This window comes from Citreicoccus inhibens (assembly GCF_019039035.1).
Taxonomy (GTDB): domain Bacteria; phylum Myxococcota; class Myxococcia; order Myxococcales; family Myxococcaceae; genus Citreicoccus; species Citreicoccus inhibens.
This window is the reverse complement of sequence record NZ_JAHNZT010000007.1, coordinates 199,545-217,409: the sequence shown is the minus strand read 5'-3', so window position 1 is coordinate 217,409 and position 17,865 is coordinate 199,545. Positions and strand designations below refer to the sequence as shown.

Genomic DNA, 17,865 nt, shown 5'->3' with positions numbered 1-17,865 from the left:
AATCTGGTGGACCGGCGGACCAAGGACACCCGCCCTCGCGTCGGGGTGTCCGGAGCGCAGTGGATGCGAGGCTCCGTCCCGAGGGCGAGCCGCGAGTCTCATGGCGGAGCATCGAGCGGCTCGCAGTGGCGACGGGCATCGCCCAGGTGAAGGTGCGTTCCCTCGGGCGTCACCTCCACGCAACCGGTGATGCCCTTCACGGTGGCGAGCACCCGGGCTCGGAGGTCATCTCGGCGCACGTCCAGGCTCGCCTCCAACTTCAGCCCCGAGCCCGTGGCGTGGAGCTCGCGCACCCGCATGCCCGCGTCTCCCATCCACACGCGCCCCGACACGCGCAGGTCGCGCGCGTCCAGCAACGGCGCCAGGAAGCGCGGCAGGCCCAGCTTGCGCGTCAGCAGCGCGACGAAGGGGTCGGCGTTGGCGAACTGGCCACTGAAGCGCGCGTCCAGAGAGGGAGGGGACAGCGCCAGCAGGGCATGCGGAAACGAGAACGTGCCCTCCCAGCCGCGCACCTGCTTGTGGGGAAAGTCGGCGGAGACTTGCGTGAGCTCGAGCGTGGTGCCGTCCAAGCCGACCTCATGCTCGCGCAGCGCCAGCCGATGCGAGGCGATGCTCGCGCGCGCGCGTCCCAACATGCGCACGCTGCCTGACTGGGCGTTGATCAAATCCGAGCCCAGCGACAGGTGCAGGTCCCCGGTGTCCTGCGCGGACTCGAACTGCGCGCGGGCCTTCAGGACGGCCGTCCCCGAGTCCACCCGGAACGTGTGGCCCGTCCAGTGGTTGAGCGTGCGCAGGTCCATGGGGCGGCTGGGCGCGACGGTCAGGTCTCGCTGGTACGTGGGATGTCGCTCGCCGGGGCGTGGCTCGGCCTGGAAGGTGAGGGCCACCTCGGGCAGCTCCATCAACTGGCCCACGTACCCGCCCACGAGCACGGGCGCGAAGTCGAACCGCAGCCACTCCCGCGTGCCCTCGCCCTGAGCCGTCACGGTGCCGCGCGCATGCCATGGCGTGCGCACGCGCAGCGGTCCGAGCCGCAGCGTCAAGGGTTCGCCCTGCGCCTCCACGCGGCTGTCTGGCGCGAGGCGGCCCCTCGTCCACCGCACGTCGGCCTCCACGTGGCCCGCGCCCTCGTCGAGGACGAGGGCCTCGCGATGGGCCAGCAGGGGGCCCAGCCAGTCGAGTGGCAGCAGCTCCGCCTTCAGTCGCGCGCGTCCGCTCAACCCGCCCAGCGCGTCGCCCGCACCGGGCCCCTTCTTGGGGACATCCAGCGTGAGGTCCGCGAGCATCGAGTCGACGTTCGCGGCGCGGCGCTGGCCCAGCTCCACGGCCCCCTGGGACAGCTCGATGCGCGAGGCGCTCACCGACACGCGCTCCCCGCCCACGAGGGTCACCGCGCCATCCGCTTCCCACGGGCCGATGTAGCGCCCGTGGCCCCAATCCACCTCGCGCCCGTCGCGAATCTCCAGGCCCCGCAGCGACACGCTCCAAGGGTGCGCGGACGGAGGCCCCGGCACGGCGCGCTCCAGAGGAGGAATGGGGCGGACTCGCACGCGCACGCCCCAGGCGTGCAGGAAGCCGAGGTCCACGCGGCGGTGCAGGAACGAGGTGAGCGACAGCCGGGCCTCGCTTCGCTCGACGTCCACGCGCCACTGCGCGTCGTTGTCGTGCTGCTCCAGGAAGAAGTCCTGGACGTGCACGGGCGCGGGCCAGAGCCACCACGCTCGACTCCAGCCCAGGTAGGTCCGGGACGTGGCGCGGTGGACGATGTGGGGGATGACGCCGAGGTTGAGCACGAGGTTGAGCACCCCCTCGAACACGAGGAGCGCCACGACTCCGAAGCCCAGGGCGCGGACCGCGCGTCGCCGCCGTCGAGGCGGAGTGGCGGGCTGCGAGGGCGTGGCGCCACGGGTGGACATCCTGCTGGCCCAGATAGGCACGGCGCGCGAAGACGGCATCCCGAGCGAGGGCACAGGGCCTGGTGGCCCGACGGATTCGGCTGTCGCTGTGGCTATGCCGCCTGGCCTGTAGCGCGAGTCGCCAAGTGTCGACAGGGGCGGGGGGACGGCTCGCGCGGTGAACGGCAATCGCCCTAGCGTGCGGGCATGCGCACGCTCTTCCTGCCAGGACTCTGGGTCTGGTTGCTGACAACCTCCGCGGGGGCGGCCACGGTGCCCACCGGGTTCACGGACACGGTCTACAGTTCGGCTGACTTGGGACCCGCCACGGGGATGGCCTGGGCGCCCGATGGCTCGGGACGGCTGTTCATCCCGCTGAAGACGGGCGCGGTGCGCGTGGTGCGGCTGGAGAAGGGCGCCTTCGTCGCGCAGCCGGGCAAGCCCACCGCGCCGCTGTCGGAGGAGTTCGCAAGAGAGCCGAATGTCTTCACGAACAGCGAGTGCGGACTCATCGGCATGGCGTTCGATCCGAACTACGTCGTGAACCGCTACGTGTACTTCTTCGTGACGGTCTCCGCGGCGGAGCAGCGCATCGTCCGCTACACGGACACAGGCAGCGTCGGCACGGCGCGCACCGAAGTGGTGGTGGGGCTGCCCACGCGAGGCGTCAACCATGACGGTGGCGGCCTGGGCTTGGGTCCGGACGGCAAGCTGTACTGGTCCATTGGAGACAACGGCAATGGCTCGGGCGTGGATGCGGACCTGACGTCGCTGGCGGCGAAGGTGGGGCGCGCCAACCTGGACGGCACGCCCGTCAACGACAACCCCTTCTTTGACGGGGTCGGGCCCAACAACGAGTACATCTGGGCTCGCGGCCTGCGCAATCCGTTCACCTTCACGTTCCAGCCCAACACCGGCCTGCTGTGGATCAACACCGTGGGCGACGGCTACGAGCAGATCTTCGTGGTCCGGCGAGGCGACCACGCGGGCTACAACGACTACGAGAACAACCAGCCCGCCGGCTACATCACGCCCGTCGTGAAGTACCGCACCAACGGCTTCGACACGCGCGACGTGACGGCCACGGGCGCATCGCGGACCTCGGGCGTGGCCACGTTCACCACCACCGCGAAGCATCTGTTCCGAAAGGGCGAGAAGCTCGTCATCGCGGGCGTGGCGAACGCGAGCTTCAACGGCACGTTCTACGTGTCGCGCCTGGTGAGCGACACGGCCTTCGAGGTCATTCAGCCGGGCGCGGACGCGACGAGCGGCGGGGGCACGGCGACGACGGACAGCCTGGGGGGCTCCATCACCGGCGGCACGTTCTACGACGCCACGCTCTTCCCGGCGGACTACCGCGGCAACTTCCTCTTCGGTGACTACAACTCCGGGCAGCTCACGCGCGTGCGGCTGGCGAGCGACAACTCGGTGTCTCAAGTGGACGGCTGGGGCACTGGGTTCAGCAGCTCCGTGGACCTGAGCGTGGGGCCGGATGGCGCGCTGTATGGCATGAGCTACGTGGGCGGGACGCTGCATCGAATCGCGCCCCAGACTCCGGGCCAGCGGCTGGTGGTGTCCGGGCTGAACCTTCGCGTGGTGGAGGGCGGCATGGCCTCCTTCACCGTGCAGCTGGCGCAGGCGCCCGTCGCGGAGGTCTCCGTGTCGGTGGCGCGCACGGCGGGGGACTCGGACGTGTCCGTGGTGGGCGCGTCGTCGTTCACCTTCACGGCGGCCAACTGGAACGTGCCCCACGAGGTGCGGTTGGAGGCGGCGGTGGACGCGGACACGACCGCGGACACGGCGTCATTCACGGTGTCCGCCGCGGGCCTGGAGCCCGAGGTGGTGACCGCCACCACCATCGACAACAACGGTCCTCGGCTGGTGCTCTCCACGGCCTCGCTCGACGTGCCGGAGGGCGGCTCGGCCACCTTCACGGTCGCGCTGTCTCAGGCGCCCGCGGTGGGGACGACCATTCGCGTGAATGTCGCGCGGACCGCCGGAGACGTGGACCTCGCCGTCACGAACACCACGCCGCTGGTCTTCACTTCGTCCACTTGGAATGTGCCCCAGACGGTCACCGTGACGGCCGCGCAGGACGCGGACCCCGATGACGGGGTCGCCACGTTCACGGTGGCGGCTCCCGGCGTGGATGCGCGCACGCTCGTCGCCACGGAGCGGGACGATGAGCCCCTGGCCCCTGTCTTCACCTCCACGCCTCCTTCGCGCGCGGTGGTGGGCGCTCCGCTGGTCTATGACGTGGAGGCTCGCGCGCGGCCCGCGGCGCAGTACTCGCTGCTGTCCTCGGTGCCGGGCATGACGATGGACGCGACGACGGGCGTGCTCTCGTGGACGCCCACGACGGCGGGTTCGGTGAACGTGTCGGTGAAGGCGGCCAACGGCACGGCGCCGGATGCGCAGCAGGACTTCACGCTGACGGTCGCGGTGGACGCGCCGCCGCGCGCCTCGCTCACGCGTCCCACCGAGGGCGAGCGCGTCTCCGGCGCCATGGGCGAGTTTTTCGGAGACTGCGTGGACGACGTGGGCTGCCCCAGCGGGCGCTTCTCCGTGGATGGGCGGCTGGAATACACGGACCGCAACGCGGGCAATCACTTCCACTTCGGGGGGGAGCACAACCGCTGGGACACCACGGGCCTGTCGCCGGGTGGACACCGCGTGCGCTTCGAGGTCGAGGACACGGCGGGCCAGACGGGCGCGGCGGAGGTGACGGTGTGCGTGGGGGAGGGTGACTGCTCCCTGTCCTCGGCGGACGCGGGGACCAACCCCGAGCCTCCCCCTCCGGACGACAGCGGCTGTGATTGTGGCGCGACCGCCGTGGGGCCGCTCGCATGGCTGGCGCTGTCGGCCCTGCTCGCGCGCCGGCGGCGGACGCACGAGCCGGGGTCGAGGTAGACTCGCGGGCTCACCTGAAGGAGTGGGGCAACATGGTCGTGTCCGGGCTCGGTGTCGCCGTCCCCGCGCGAATGGGGCGCTTCGCTCCGGTCCGCGTCCTCGCCGCATGTGTCGCGCTCCTGGTGGCGAGCGCGGCGCGTGCGCAGAGTTCCGAGGACCGCGCCTACCTGGGCTACACCGTGTCGCGAGGCACGTCGATTGGCTCGACCGGCTGGCGAATCGATGAGCGTCCTCAGCTCGAGCTGCGCTTGCCGTTGCCCGCGGCCTTCCTGGGGAAGCTCATCCTCCTGCCGTCGCTGGGCTACGAGGGGCACCTGCTGGGCGTGAGCCAGGAGCTGGGCAGCGGGGACACGCACTCGCGGAGCTTCCACCGCATTCAACTGGGGCTCACGCTGATTCGCCCGCTGTCGCCGCGGTGGATGGTGATGGGCGGCGTCACGGGCAGCACGCGCACGGACTTCCACAGCGCGTTCGACCCAGCCCTGGACACGTCATGGGCCGGCTACGCCATGGCGAGCTACCTGATTGGCGGCGACCCGGGGATGCGGCTGAGCTTCGGCCTGGTGGCGCTGTGGCCCTTTGACCGGACGCCCATCTTCCCCATGGTGGGCTTCACCTACCGCAAGGGGCCGTACCTGGTGGAGCTGGGCGTGCCGCGCCTCACGCTGATGCGGACGTTGGGCGATGGCCTGGAGCTGGGACTCACCGGCGCGTTCGAGCAATCGGTGTCCCATGTGCAACTGGAGCAGGCCGCGGGGTTCGGAGCGGTCTATGTCCGCGAGACGTCCCTGCGCTTCGCGCCCACGGCCAACGTCCGGCTGGGCGGCAACGTCTGGCTGGGCACGTCGGTGGGCTTGGACTTCCTGAACGACTTCGCGCTGCTGGACCGCGACCGCAAGCGGCTGGACCTGGGCGCGCTCCACACGGGGCCCGCGCCGTATGTGCGGCTGCTGTTGAGCTGGCGACCTCCTCGGCGCATGCCCGCGACGGCGGGGACTCCGGCCCCGGGGCTGCGTCCCGAGCCCACCCTGGGGGCGCCGCGCGCCGGCGAGTCGAGCGACACGCTCCGCTGAGCGGCAAGGCCCGAGGTGGGAGGCCGCGCCGAGGGCTCAGGCGTGCTCGCGGACTTCCTCTCGCACGGGCTCCAGCTCGTGGACGGCTTGGGCGGCGTGGTGGGCGGCCTCGACGACGGCCTGGGCCAGCTCGTGAGGGTTGCGGACGAGGGCCTCCACGGCCTGGAGGTTGGTGGGCACGCCGCGCTGCTCCACCTGGAGCCAGCCGCCCTTCACGCTGGCGCGGCGGTATCCGCGCAGGCCGAGCAGCCGCTCCCGCACGCGCGCGTCCGCGAGCACGGGGCGGGCCTCGGGGGCCAGGTTCTCCACGACGAAGGCGGCGTCGAGCTCCGTGTCGCCCAGCACTTCGTCACGGGTGGCGGGGACGCCGGGGGCCTTGTCCTCGGGGTGCTCGTGCTCCAGCAACAGCTCCGGAGGCAGGGCGCCCTCCAGGTCCAGCCGGAGCACGGTGACGGTGTCCTTGCGCCTGCGTGCGTGGGTTCGCCGCGCGGTGGCGAGCAGGAGCTGCCGGCCCTGGTAGCGGCCCTGCACCTCCAGGCGGGTGGGCGTGCAGCTCAGGCCGTGGGCCTTCGCGAAGGACTCCCACGCCGAACGGCGCATGCGCTGGCGCTGCCACAGCGTCAGGAACACGAGCGCCGTCAGCAGCAGAGCGGAGGCGAGGAGGACGAACGGAAGGGGGACCGCCGGGGACATGGCGGCGCATTCTGCACTGGAGGCGGGTCGGGGGACCACCCTCGCGCTCGGGGGTGGGGCCGACTTTCCTTCCCAGAGGAGCCGTGGCGACCGTCCAGGCGGGCGGGCCTCAGCCCCGTCGCAGCATGCGCTGCTCCCACGCCGCTTCTTCCAGGGCGCGGGCCAGCTCGAAGGCGGGTGAAATCGCCGCGCGCATGGCCTCGGGCTTGCTGTGCACGTATGCCCACTCCACGCGCAGCACGCCTTGGTGGACGACGAGGACACTGCACGCCTGCAGCACGGCCGTCAGCGGCGCCTTCACGTCCGGGAGGTCGAGGACCTCGCGCACGTGCGGCTCCTGCTGGGGCAGCAGGGGCTCGAGCGGGTAGGGCGGGCCGATGACACGGAGCTCGGCGTTGAGGCTCCAGGCCCTGTGAGGGGGGAGCAGCTCCAACTCCTGGGGCGCCTCGTTGCCCAGCTGGAGCTCCAGCACCGTGATGGTGGTGCGTCGCCGCGCATCCAGGAGGCGACTCTCGGTGAAGAGCTTCACGGCGTGGCCGCGGCGCTGGCCCTCCACGAGCAGCTCGTCCCGCGCGCACTGGAGGTCGTGCGCCTTCGCGAACATGAACCACGCTTTGTAGCGGCTCACCTGGAGCATCATCGTGAAGCCGACGACCGCCAACATGACGAGCAGGCCAAGTACGACTTGGAAGTCCATTCCGGAACTCTGGCAACTCTCGGCAGTTGCTTGCCAGCCTCCTCGCCACGTGAGGCTGGGGCGGGGGACTCGTTACGCCGGGTGCGGGTCCAAGGGCCGGAAACTCCAAGGCTTTTGGTGGATGTCAGAGGGGGAGAGTAAGGGAGCGGGCGCCCGGCGCTTGGTGCGGGAGGCGTCCCCGGGCGAGGCTGCCCGGCCGCGCCAGCGCCTGGGCCGAGGGAGGATGAACGCGGGATGCGCCTGCTGCACACGTCGGACTGGCACCTGGGACACACGCTGTACGACGTCTCGCGCGAGGCGGAGCACGCCGCGTTCCTGGACTGGCTCTTGGACACGCTGGAGTCGGAGTCCATCGACGCGCTCCTCGTGGCCGGGGACATCTTCGACACGGCCAACCCCAGCGCGGAGGCCCAGGCCGCCTGGTACCAGTTCGTGGCGCGGGCGCGCCGCCGCCGGCCTCGGCTGGATGTGGTGGTGGTGGGCGGCAATCATGATTCAGCGGCGCGGCTGGATGCGCCGGATCCGCTGTTCGCCGCGCTGGGGGTTCGCGTGGTGGGTGGGTTGCCTCGCGCCAAGGGGGCCCTGGACCTGGAGCGGTTGCTGGTGCCCCTGCATGACGCGCGTGGGCGCGTGGGCGCGTGGGTGGCGGCGGTGCCGTACCTGAGGCCGTCGGACCTGCCGCCCGTGTCCTCCGAGGAGGGGGACCGCTTGGTGGCGGGGGTGCGCGCCATCTACGCGGAGGTGCTGGAGGCCGCGAGGCACCGACGCCAGCCGGGGCAGGCGCTGGTGGCCATGGGCCATTGCTACATGACGGGCTCGGAGTTGTCGGTGATGAGCGAGCGGAAGATATTGGGCGGCAACCAGCATGCGCTGCCGGTGGACCTCTTCCCCGCGGACGTGGCCTACGCGGCGCTGGGCCACTTGCACAAGGCGCAGCGGGTGGGCGCTCGCGAGGGGGTTCGCTACAGCGGATCGCCGCTGCCCCTGTCGCTCTCGGAGGCCCACTACCGGCATCAGGTGCTGTGCGTGGACCTGGAGGGCGAGGCGCTCGGTGAGGTGCGGTCGCTGCCGGTGCCTCGGACCACGTCGATGCTGCGCGTGCCCGCTCGGGACGCCGCGCCGCTGGAGGAGGTGCTGCAGGCGCTGGCCGAATTGCCGGCGTGGGCCGCGGCTGCGCCCGAGTGGACGCGGCCGTACCTGGAGGTGTGTGTGGCCCTGCCTCGGCCCGAGCCCGCGCTGCGGCACAAGGTGGAGCACGCGCTGGAGGGGCGTGCGGCGCGGCTGGTGAAGCTGACGCCCGCGTACACGGGCGTGGGCGGTGCGCTGGCGGACGCGCAGCCGACGCTGTCCTTGCGTGAGCGCACCCCCGAGGACGTGTTCCGGGCGCGACATGCGCGTGACTACGCGGAGCCGCCATCGCGCGGGCTGCTGGAGTCCTTCCACACGCTGCTGACGCAGGTGCAGGAGGACGCGTCATGAAAATCCTGGCGATTCGCGGGCGCAACCTGACGAGCTTCGCCGGGGAGTTCGAGCTGGCGTTGGATGCGCCGCCGCTCGACCGGTTGGGCTTGTTCGCCATCACGGGCGCGACGGGCGCGGGCAAGAGCACGCTGCTGGATGCCATGTGCCTGGCGTTGTTCGACCGCACGCCCCGCCTGGCCGGCCGTGGTGGCGCGCCGGTGGGCCGGGCGGATGAGGAGGACGATGCGCGGCTGCTCGCGTACGACGTGCGCGGCGTGCTGCGGCGCGGGGCGGGCGAGGGCTTCGCGGAGGTGGATTTCCTGGGGCGCGACGGCAAGCGCTACCGGGCGCGCTGGAGCGTGTGGCGCGCGCGCAACAAGGCCGAGGGCCGCTTCCGGCCGCAGGAGATGAGCCTCACGGAGCTCGCCGGTGGGCAGCAGCACGGCCGCACCAAGGGCGAGGTGCTGGCGGCCATTCAAGAGCGGCTGGGGCTGTCGTTCGATCAGTTCCGTCGCTCGGCGCTGCTGGCGCAGGGCGAGTTCGCGGCCTTCCTGCGCGCGGATGCCACCGAGCGCGCGGAGCTGCTGGAGCGGATGACGGGCACGGAGGTGTACAGCCGGGTCTCCGTGGCCGCGCACGAGAAGAACCGCCAGGAGCAGGAGTCGTTGGCGAAGCGCGCGCAGGGGCTGGCGGCCATCGCGCTGCTGTCCGATGCGGAGCGCGAGGCCGCGCGCGTACGGCTGGGCGAGGAGGAACTCGCGCGGGTGGGCGCAGAGGCGCGGCTGCGCGAGGCCGAGGCGGCGGCGACGTGGTACGGGACGCGCGCGGAGTGGGTGCGCGCGGAGGCGACGGCTCGGACCCACGAGGCGGACGCGGCGGCGGCGTTGGACGCGGCGGCGCCCCGGATGGAGGCGCTGGAGCGGGCGCGCGCGGCGGAGGCGTTCCGCGCGGTGGTGACGGCGGGCGACGTGGCGGAGCGCCGACTCGAGGACGCACGCAGCGGAGAGGCCGCGCGCGCGCGCGAGGTGGACATCGCGCGCGAGGAGTCCGGAGCGCGTCGGCGGGTGCTGACCCAGGCGGAGGCGGAGCGCACGGCGGCGGTGGCGGCCGATGAGGCGGCGCGGCCGGAGCTGGAGGAGGCGACGCGGCTGGACGCGCGGCTGGCGCAGGCCGCGCGCGATGCGGCCGAAGCCACTCAGCGGGCCGAGGCGACACGGGAGGCCGAGGCCGCGGCGCGAAAGGAATGGGATGCCGTGCAAGTCCGCGTGGCGGCGGAGCGCATGGCGATGGAGACGGCGCGGGCGTGGCTGACCGACCGCGCGGCCTGGGAGGCGCTGGCGGCGGAGTGGCCTCGGTGGCAGCGCGAGTTGGAGCGCTACGAAGCGGAGGCGGCGAACGAAGCCCGGGCACGGGGGGAAGTGGAGCGCCTGCTCCCCGAGGTGACCCGGCGGCGGGAGGCCGTGGCGCAGCGTGAGCAAGAGCACCAGGCCGCGGCGCGCGCGGAGGAGATGGCGCAGGCCGCGGCCACTCACGCCGATGCGGCGGTGGGGGAGGACACGGGCGCGGCCCGGCGAGCCTTGCGGGAGACCTTGCTGGCTCGGCGCGACGCGCTGCGGGCGCTGGAGACCGCGCACCGTGGGGCCCGAGACGAAGGCGATGCCACGCGCGATGCGGAGCGGGAAGCCCACGACGCGAAGGCCGCCGTGGCGCGAGCGGACGCCGAGGCCCGCGATGCGTCGTCCCAGCGAGGAGAACAGGACGCGGCCCTTCGAGAGGCCCGGCGGGCGCTCGCACGGGCCCAGGCCACACAGGGCTTCGCGTCGCACCGGGCCGCCCTGCGCGACGGTGAGCCGTGCGAGCTGTGCGGCGCGACAGCGCATCCCTATGCCCGCGAGGGCGCGGTGCTGGAGGGGCTGGTCGCGGAGTCCGCGGCGCGCGTGGAGGCGCTCGAAGGCGAGCGCGCGGGGTTGGAGCGCGCGGAGGCGGACGCGGGCGCGCGTCGAGCCGCGGCGAGCACTCGCTTGTCGCACGCGGAGGAGCGGCGTCGTGCCGCGGCAGCGCGACTGTCGTCGCACCTCGAAGCGTGGGCGCGCACGCGAGCGGACTCCCTCGACAGCCGTGCGGGCACCGCGGAGGCACGGCCGTCTAACGACGCTCGCGGCCCGAGCGAGGCGCAGGTGCCGGAGGACGGCGCTTCTCCCGAGGCGGGCGCGTGGCTGGTCTCCATGACGGAGGATGTGCGGGCGCGGCTGGCCGCGGCGAAGGCCGAGGAAGAAGCGGCCGAGAGCCGTGCCCGGGCCGCGCGCGAGTCCCGCGAGGCGCTGGAGACGCAGCGCACCCGGCGCGAGGCCGCGGCGGAGGCCCTGCGCAAAGCCGAGGAACTTCGGACCCGTATCGAGCAGTCCTTGCAGGAGGCGCTTCAGCTCGTGGAGGCCGCGGTGGAGGCTCGGCGCGTTGGCGTCCAGGAGCTGTCGCCCTTGTTCCCCACGGACGTGGGCTGGGCGGACAAGCTGGCCGCGGATCCCGCCACCTTCCGGCGCAAGTGTGGCGAACGGGTGGGGTTGTGGCGCTCACGCGTGGAGGCCCAGGAGCAGGCTCGGGAGCGGCTGGACGTGGAGCAGCGGCAGCACGCCAAGGCCGAGGCTTGGGTGGAGGCTCGACGAGGCGAGGCCGAGGCGCAGGCCCGGGTGTCCGCGGCGAAGGACGCGGAGCGCGCGGCGGTGGCCCGAGCGCGCGCGGCGCTCCTCCAGGGGCGCTCGACCGAGTCCGTGCGCGCGGCGCTGCGAACCCGGCTGGACACGACCCAACAGGCGCACGACCGGGCCCGTGAGGCCGCCGAGTCCGCGCGCCACGCGGAGACGGTGGCCCAGGCGCGCGTGGAGGACGCGGTGCGCGCCACGGCCGACGCGGCGAAGAGCCTCGACGCGGCCCGCGCCGAGTTGGAGGCGCGGCTGACGAGCCAGGGGACCACGCTGGAGGCAATCCGCGCCCTGCTGTCGCGAGACGCCGCCTGGTGCGAGGCCGAGGGCCGGGCACTCCAGGCGTTGCGCGAGGCGCGAGGGCAGGCGCACGCGGTGCTGGAGGAGCGGCGCGCGCGGCGGATGGCGCACGAGGCCACGGGCGCTCCCGCGTTGGAGGAGGCGGACGTGGCGGCCACCGGTGAGCGCCTGCGCGCGGATGCCGAGGCGCGGCGGCGCGCCGAGGCCGACCTGCGCGCGCACCTCACGCAGGACGATGCGGCCCGCGAGCGCCACGGCGCGGAAGCGCGCGAGCTGGAGCAGCGCCGGGGCGAGGCCGAGGTCTGGAAGGCCCTGAGCGACCTCATCGGTTCGCACGATGGCCGCAAGTTCAAGATCTTCGCGCAGAGCCTCACGTTGGATGCGCTCCTGCTGCACGCCAACGCGCACCTGACGGAGCTGGCGCGGCGCTATCGATTGATGCGTGTGCCGGGACACGACCTGGACCTCCAGGTGGTGGACCAGGACATGGGCGACGAGGTGCGCAGCGTCGCCAGCCTCTCCGGCGGGGAGAGCTTCCTCGTGTCGCTGGCGCTCGCGCTGGGGCTGGCCTCGCTCTCGTCGGAGACGACGCAGGTGGAGACGCTCTTCATCGACGAGGGCTTCGGCACGTTGGATCCGGAGACGCTGGAGGTGGCGCTGGCCACGCTCGACGCGCTCCAGGCCACGGGGCGGCAGGTGGGCATCATCTCGCACGTGTCCGGACTGGCCGAGCGCCTGGGCGTGCAGGTGCGCGTGGTGAAGCAGGGCGGAGGTCGCAGCCGGCTGGTGGTGGAGGGCGAGCCCGGGATGGTGCTCGCGGGCGTCCAGGTGGCGTGACGGCCGTGACTCAGCCGCGCAGGGCCTCCGGGCCCATGAGGCCGCGCACCACGGCGGCCACGGCCAGGGGCGTGGCCACGCGGTCATCGCTGAGCGCCGCCAGGGCCCGCGCGAACTGCTCCGCCGAGGCGAAGCGCTGCGCCGGGCTGGGCGCGAGCGCGCGGTCCAGCACCAGCGCCAGCGCGTCCGAGACCTCGGGCACGCGCATGCGCACGGGCGTCACCCGCCCCCCTCGGATGGAGGCGTCCACCTCGTCGGCGGGGCCGGTGGGGAAGGGGGACTCCAGCGACAACAGCTCGTAGAGCAGCACCGCCGTCGCCCAGAGGTCCACCGCGACGGAGACCTCGCCCGCCAGCAGCTCCGGCGAGCGATAGGCCTGTTTGCCCAGCCGCCGCGAGTCCAGGGCCGCCGTCGCCGCGCGTGAGCGCGCCACGCCGAAGTCAGCGAGCTTCACCTCGCCCTCGCGGGACAAGAGGACGTTGTGCGGAGACACGTCGCAGTGCACCACCGCGAGCGGTCTCCCCGTGGAGCTGGTGGCCGCGTGCGCGTGCGCGAGCGCCTCCAGCACCTGCCGGACGATGAGCACGCTGATGTCGATGGGCAGCTCGATGCGCCGCCTCCGACACCGCGCCAGCACCTTGCCCAGGTCGGTGCCCTCCACCAGCTCCAGCGCCAGATAGCCCCCATCCGGCAGCTCGCCATAGGCCACGAAGCCGATGATGTGCGGATGGCGCAGGCAGCGGGCCAGCTCCGCTTCGTGCAGGAGCTGCTCGCGCGCCTCCTCGTCCCTGCGCCGCTCGGGGCGCACGCGCTTGAGCGCCACCTGTAGGCCCTGATGAGGCCCTTCGCGAAACCGCGCGCGGAACACCTCGGCGTTGCCGCCCTGGCCCAGCCGCTCCAGCAACTCGAAGGGGCCGCAGCCGCGCGGCCAGGACTCCGAGCTCACGTCCGGGTCCCACCGGCCAGGCTCGCCAGGTAGTCGTCGAGCGTCCGCGAGAAGCTCGGGTCGTCGTTCAGGAACGTCAGCCCCACGCCTCCCGAGTACGGCTCGTCCACCACGTGCGCCACCACCGCCTCGCCCTGCAACCGCTGGCCGTCGGGCAGCCGCACATCCACGGTGACGATGCTGTCCGGAGGCGGGCGGTGGGCCGTGCGCACGAACAGGCCGCCATTGGAGATGTTCAACGCGTGCTCCCGCACGAAGTCCAGCTCGGTGCGGAACTCCAGCTCCAGCTTCACCGCGAACCGCCGGCCTCGCCGCTGCGGAGGGCTGGCGGGAGGCGCCACGGGCTCGGGCGCTGGGGGAAGGACTCGGGACTGACGCTCCTTCAGGGCTTCCAGGTGCTGGAGGAGCGCCTTGGCCGCGCCCGCGCGCTCATCCCCGAGGTATGACGTGCCTCCACTCAGGGTTCGTGCCCGCAGGGCGTCGCGCTCAGCCTTGGGCAGGCGCCACAGCTCGATGAACGTGCCCCCGCTGCGCTGGATGTCGTCCGCGAGCCGCTCCACGGCGGCGCGCGGGTAGCCTGGCACTTCCACCTTCAACTCCAGCGCGGCGGAGTCCTCGTGCCGCGCGAGCATCAGGTGCAGGGCCTGTGTGGCCGGCAGCGTCTGTCCGAGTCTCTCTAGGACAGCGGCTGCTCCCTCCGGCGAGGCTCCTCCACTCCAGATCGCAGCGAGACCGAAGACAGGCACGACCATGACGATAGCCGAGCCCTCCCAACGGACGTCCAGACAGCCCAATCGGAATCCAGCCACGGGGCTGGATTGCCTCCTTCCAGGTACCGACGCACCCCTCGTCCAAAAGGGGGACTTACATCGGTTTTCGAGCACTCCCGGCCTATCATTCGGCCCTCCGAACCCCCCTTCTCCGGAGCGATGACACTTATGCGCAATTGGATCCGACTCCTCTCCGGCCCCTTGCTGGCAGCTGCGCTGCTGGCCGGGTGCGGTGGCGATGACCCACCCAAACCTCCCCCCCCAGGCTCCGAAGTCGACGGTGGTGTCGACGCGGGCACCGACGCTGGCCACTTCGAGGAAGATGCCGGCGTCATCATCGACCCCGACCCGGACCCCGGCAAGGTCCCCACGGACGTCGAGAACAAGAACAACGCCAACCTGGACTCGGACTGTGACGGTCTGACGGACCAGGAAGAATTCACCATCGTCTACGCGAACGGGAAGAAGACGGACCCGGGCCTGCGTGACACGGACGGCGATGGCATCCGTGACGGTGTGGAGGTGGGGCGCACGTCGACGGTCTCCACCGATCCGAACTGCGTCTTCCGCGGTGATGCGGACCCGACGACGCGCACCTCGCCGGTGAACGCGGACACGGACGGCGATGGGCTCCCGGACGGCCTCGAGGACGCCAACCGCAACGGCAAGCGCGACAGCACCGAGACGGACCCCAACGCGGTGGACTCGGACGGTGACGGGCTGCCGGACGGCGTCGAGGACGCCAACAAGAACGGCTCGGTGAGCCCCGGCGAGACCGATCCTCGCAAGCGCGACACGGACAACGACGGCCTGTCGGATGACCTGGAGCTGCGCACCGGAACGGATCCGCTCAAGCCGGACACGGACGGCGACACCTGCCGCGACGGCGACGAGGACAAGAACCACAACGGCGTGAAGGACGCCAACGAGACGGATCCGCGAGTCGCGGGCGACTGCGCGGCCACCGTCCTCGACTCGGACTTCGACGGCATCCCGGACAGCGTCGAGATCGCCACGGGCACGGACCCCAAGAACCCGGACACGGACGGCGACGGCGTGTCGGACGGCGTGGAGGACGAGAACCACAACGGCCGCGTGGACACCAACGAGACCGACCCGCGCCTCACGGACACCGACTGCGACGGCCTGCAGGACGGCCCGGGCCGCAACGGCTTCCTGGGGGAGGACCCCAACTCCAACGGCAAGGTGGACCAGGGCGAGACCGACCCGACCAACCCCGACACGGACGGTGACGGCCTGTTGGACGGCCTGGAGCGTGGCGTGTCCACGGCTGCGGCCCCGCGCAAGGACTGTGGCTACAAGGGCGACGAGGACCCGAGCACGAAGACGGATCCGCTGAACCGCGACACGGACAACGACGGCATCCAGGACGGCGCCGAGGACTCCAACCAGAACGGCCGGGTGGACCCGGGCGAGCTGGACCCCCGCAACCCCGCGGACGGCGCGTCTTCCACGCCGGCGGGCCGGGCGTGCAGCACGCAGAACCTGCGCACGGTGAGCTTCAAGGAGGACAGCGGCGTGGACGTGCGCCTGGCGCTGCCCAACACCTTCAAGGCCGCCAACATGGTGGACGTGAAGGACTCGGCCAACCGCACGGTGGGCATCATCGGCTGGGATGACACGAAGCAGGTGACGTTCATCGCCTACAAGCGGGGCCAGGTGGGCACCAGCACGACGCCGTCGACGGACGAGGCGGGCATCCGCGCGTCCGTGCCGGAGCTGAACGCGGCGGTGACGGAGTTCACCCAGACGTTCAAGACGTGGGACGGCTTCAACGCGCTGGCCGCGCGCTACACGCAGGCCAACACCTCGGACCTCAAGACGTTCACCAACACGCTGGCGCGCGGGCTGGTGCCCACGAGCACGGGCGCGCTGGCGGGCGCCGCGGGCATCGCGGGTCCGTTCAAGGTGCAGGCGCAGTACGTCCACCGCTCGGACAAGAGCGTGCTGACCGTCATCGCCATCACCCCGGCCTCCAAGTACAACGACGCGGGCAGCCTCTTCGCCATGGCGGACACGGCGGGCGGCACGGCGCTGGCGCAGTTCGGTGACGCGGACGCCGTGCAGTGCGAGGTCTTCACCGCCAACCGGGCGGTGGTGGACTTCCTCTTCGTGGTGGACGACAGCGGCTCCATGGCCGCCTCCCAGACGTACCTGGCGGACGCGGCCACGGCCGTGGCCAACAAGCTGGGCAATGCGTCGCTGGACTGGCGCGTGGGCCTGGTGACGACCAGCTACACGTCGGGAAGCCTGGGCAACACCGACGTGTTGCGGACCTTCACCAACAACATCCAGCAGTTCAAGGCGTGGCTGACCAAGGACGCGGTCTGCAACAACCAGGTGTGTGCGGTGAAGTCCACCTCGGGCGGGTCGACGACGTACACGCCCATCACGGGGACCACCTGCTCCACTGACAAGCAGTGCTGGGTGGGAACCGGCGGTGATCCCCGCGAGCGCCTCCTGGAGAACGCGCGCGCGGCCATCAACAAGGCGACGGCGGGCGGCACGCCGGAGACGCAGCTCCGGCCCAACGCCCAGGTGGCCGTGGTGTTGCTCACCGACACCCGCGACCAGTCCGACGACAAGCCGAGCAGCACCATTCAGGACTACACGCAGTACTTCCTGAACACGGGCGCGACGGCGACCCTGACGAAGAACCCGCTCAACCGGCCCATCCAACTGCACGGCATCATCTGCCCGCCGGATGGCTCGAAGTGCGACTCGTCCGAGGACAACACGAACCCGCGCCACCTGGACGTCATCCAGAACACGGGCGGTGTCTACGGCAGCATCCGTGACTCCACGTCCATCACCAACACCATCAACGCCATCGTGGACAGCGTCATTGCCTCCGTGGGCTACAAGACGCTGAAGCCGCCCATTGGCGCCTCCATGAAGGTGGCGGTGGCGGAGGTGGAGAACGCCACCACGTGCCCGACCATCGGTGACATCCCGCGCAGCCGCGTGAACGGCTTCGACGTGGACGGCATCAACGGCACCGTGTCCTTCTACGGCGCGTGCCGTCCGAAGACCCCGGGCACCACGCAGGCGGCCGTGTCGTACCGCTACTGGATTGACCGCACCTCCGCAACGGACGGCAACCCGCCGCCCTGCTCGTCGGACACGGGCTACTACGACCCGTCGCAGGCGGACTTCTGCAAGGGGCCGCTCGCCTGCAACCGCGCCACGGACAAGTGCGAGTGCCCGGCGGATTGCGGCACCACGGGCTCGCCGGGACAGGTCTGCAACACGGACCGCGACGTCTGCAAGTACAGCTGCGCTCCGGACTGCGGCGGCGCGTGCGGTACCTTCGAGACGTGCAACTCGGCCACCTGCGCGTGCACCTGCGTGCAGATGGCAACGTGCGCGCCTGGGTCCAAGTTCGACCCGAACGCGTGCGGCTGTGTCTGCGACACCGGCGCGCTGAACTGCGGCTCCACCTACAAGGCGGACGCCAACGCGTGCGCCTGTGTCTGCAAGACGGACTGCGGCGGCTGCCCGCCGAACTACCAGTGCAACGCGAACACCTGCGCCTGCGAGAAGCCCATCGGCTGATGCAGGCC

Annotated in this window: 10 protein-coding genes; 5 read left to right on the top strand and 5 right to left on the bottom strand. The window is 71.9% G+C overall.

Features of this window, described 5'->3' with window-relative positions; translation table 11 throughout:
• Positions 1–98: 98 nt before the first annotated feature.
• Entirely contained in the window at positions 99–1,916 is a 1,818-nt protein-coding gene (locus tag KRR26_RS12360) for an AsmA family protein (RefSeq protein ID WP_217079894.1), read from the bottom strand.
• Between the two features lie 186 nt (positions 1,917–2,102).
• Between KRR26_RS12360 and KRR26_RS12355 the strand changes: the two genes are divergently transcribed.
• Together KRR26_RS12355 and KRR26_RS12350 are read left to right on the top strand one after the other, a co-directional pair.
• The gene (locus KRR26_RS12355) at positions 2,103–4,805 is read left to right on the top strand and encodes a PQQ-dependent sugar dehydrogenase (RefSeq protein WP_120204869.1); all 2,703 of its coding nucleotides are present in this window, start codon (positions 2,103–2,105) and stop codon (positions 4,803–4,805) included.
• A 32-nt stretch (positions 4,806–4,837) separates the two neighbouring features.
• A complete protein-coding gene (locus KRR26_RS12350; RefSeq protein ID WP_217079893.1) occupies positions 4,838–5,878 on the top strand; it encodes a hypothetical protein in 1,041 nt (346 codons plus the stop codon).
• A 36-nt stretch (positions 5,879–5,914) separates the two neighbouring features.
• Here the strand turns inward: KRR26_RS12350 and KRR26_RS12345 are convergent, their stop codons facing one another.
• Together KRR26_RS12345 and KRR26_RS12340 are read right to left on the bottom strand one after the other, a co-directional pair.
• Positions 5,915–6,571, bottom strand: coding sequence for a hypothetical protein (locus tag KRR26_RS12345; protein WP_217079892.1), 657 nt, complete (start codon positions 6,569–6,571; stop codon positions 5,915–5,917).
• A gap of 109 nt (positions 6,572–6,680) precedes the next feature.
• Complete coding sequence (locus KRR26_RS12340; protein ID WP_120204873.1) at positions 6,681–7,268, bottom strand: hypothetical protein; 588 nt, start codon at positions 7,266–7,268, stop codon at positions 6,681–6,683.
• Between the two features lie 234 nt (positions 7,269–7,502).
• Between KRR26_RS12340 and KRR26_RS12335 the strand changes: the two genes are divergently transcribed.
• On the top strand, positions 7,503–8,747 hold the full coding sequence (locus tag KRR26_RS12335; RefSeq protein ID WP_120204875.1) for an exonuclease SbcCD subunit D C-terminal domain-containing protein: 1,245 nt from the start codon (positions 7,503–7,505) through the stop codon (positions 8,745–8,747).
• Positions 8,744–12,565 carry an AAA family ATPase gene (locus KRR26_RS12330; RefSeq protein WP_217079891.1) on the top strand — a complete coding sequence of 1,274 codons (3,822 nt, stop codon included), beginning with the start codon at positions 8,744–8,746 and terminating at the stop codon, positions 12,563–12,565. Before KRR26_RS12335 ends, KRR26_RS12330 begins: the two co-directional genes overlap by 4 nt.
• A 10-nt stretch (positions 12,566–12,575) precedes the next feature.
• Here KRR26_RS12330 and KRR26_RS12325 read toward each other — a convergent pair whose 3' ends face one another.
• Together KRR26_RS12325 and KRR26_RS12320 are read right to left on the bottom strand one after the other, a co-directional pair.
• Entirely contained in the window at positions 12,576–13,511 is a 936-nt protein-coding gene (locus KRR26_RS12325) for a serine/threonine-protein kinase (RefSeq protein ID WP_120204879.1), read from the bottom strand.
• Positions 13,508–14,257 (bottom strand): TIGR02266 family protein, encoded by a 750-nt coding sequence (locus tag KRR26_RS12320; RefSeq protein ID WP_217079917.1) that lies wholly within the window; start codon positions 14,255–14,257, stop codon positions 13,508–13,510. Before KRR26_RS12320 ends, KRR26_RS12325 begins: the two co-directional genes overlap by 4 nt.
• A gap of 192 nt (positions 14,258–14,449) precedes the next feature.
• On the opposite strand from KRR26_RS12320, the gene cglD reads away from it, so the two are divergent.
• Entirely contained in the window at positions 14,450–17,857 is a 3,408-nt protein-coding gene (gene cglD / locus KRR26_RS12315) for an adventurous gliding motility lipoprotein CglD (protein WP_120204881.1), read from the top strand.
• Positions 17,858–17,865: the final 8 nt, after the last annotated feature.

Bases quoted from the DNA above. Each gene is read 5' to 3' on its own strand.
- KRR26_RS12360 (WP_217079894.1), bottom strand. From the start codon at position 1,916: ATGTCCACCCGTGGCGCCACGCCCTCGCAGCCCGCCACTCCGCCTCGA.
- KRR26_RS12355 (WP_120204869.1), top strand. From the start codon at position 2,103: ATGCGCACGCTCTTCCTGCCAGGACTCTGGGTCTGGTTGCTGACAACC.
- KRR26_RS12350 (WP_217079893.1), top strand. From the start codon at position 4,838: ATGGTCGTGTCCGGGCTCGGTGTCGCCGTCCCCGCGCGAATGGGGCGC.
- KRR26_RS12345 (WP_217079892.1), bottom strand. From the start codon at position 6,571: ATGTCCCCGGCGGTCCCCCTTCCGTTCGTCCTCCTCGCCTCCGCTCTG.
- KRR26_RS12340 (WP_120204873.1), bottom strand. From the start codon at position 7,268: ATGGACTTCCAAGTCGTACTTGGCCTGCTCGTCATGTTGGCGGTCGTC.
- KRR26_RS12335 (WP_120204875.1), top strand. From the start codon at position 7,503: ATGCGCCTGCTGCACACGTCGGACTGGCACCTGGGACACACGCTGTAC.
- KRR26_RS12330 (WP_217079891.1), top strand. From the start codon at position 8,744: ATGAAAATCCTGGCGATTCGCGGGCGCAACCTGACGAGCTTCGCCGGG.
- cglD (WP_120204881.1), top strand. From the start codon at position 14,450: ATGCGCAATTGGATCCGACTCCTCTCCGGCCCCTTGCTGGCAGCTGCG.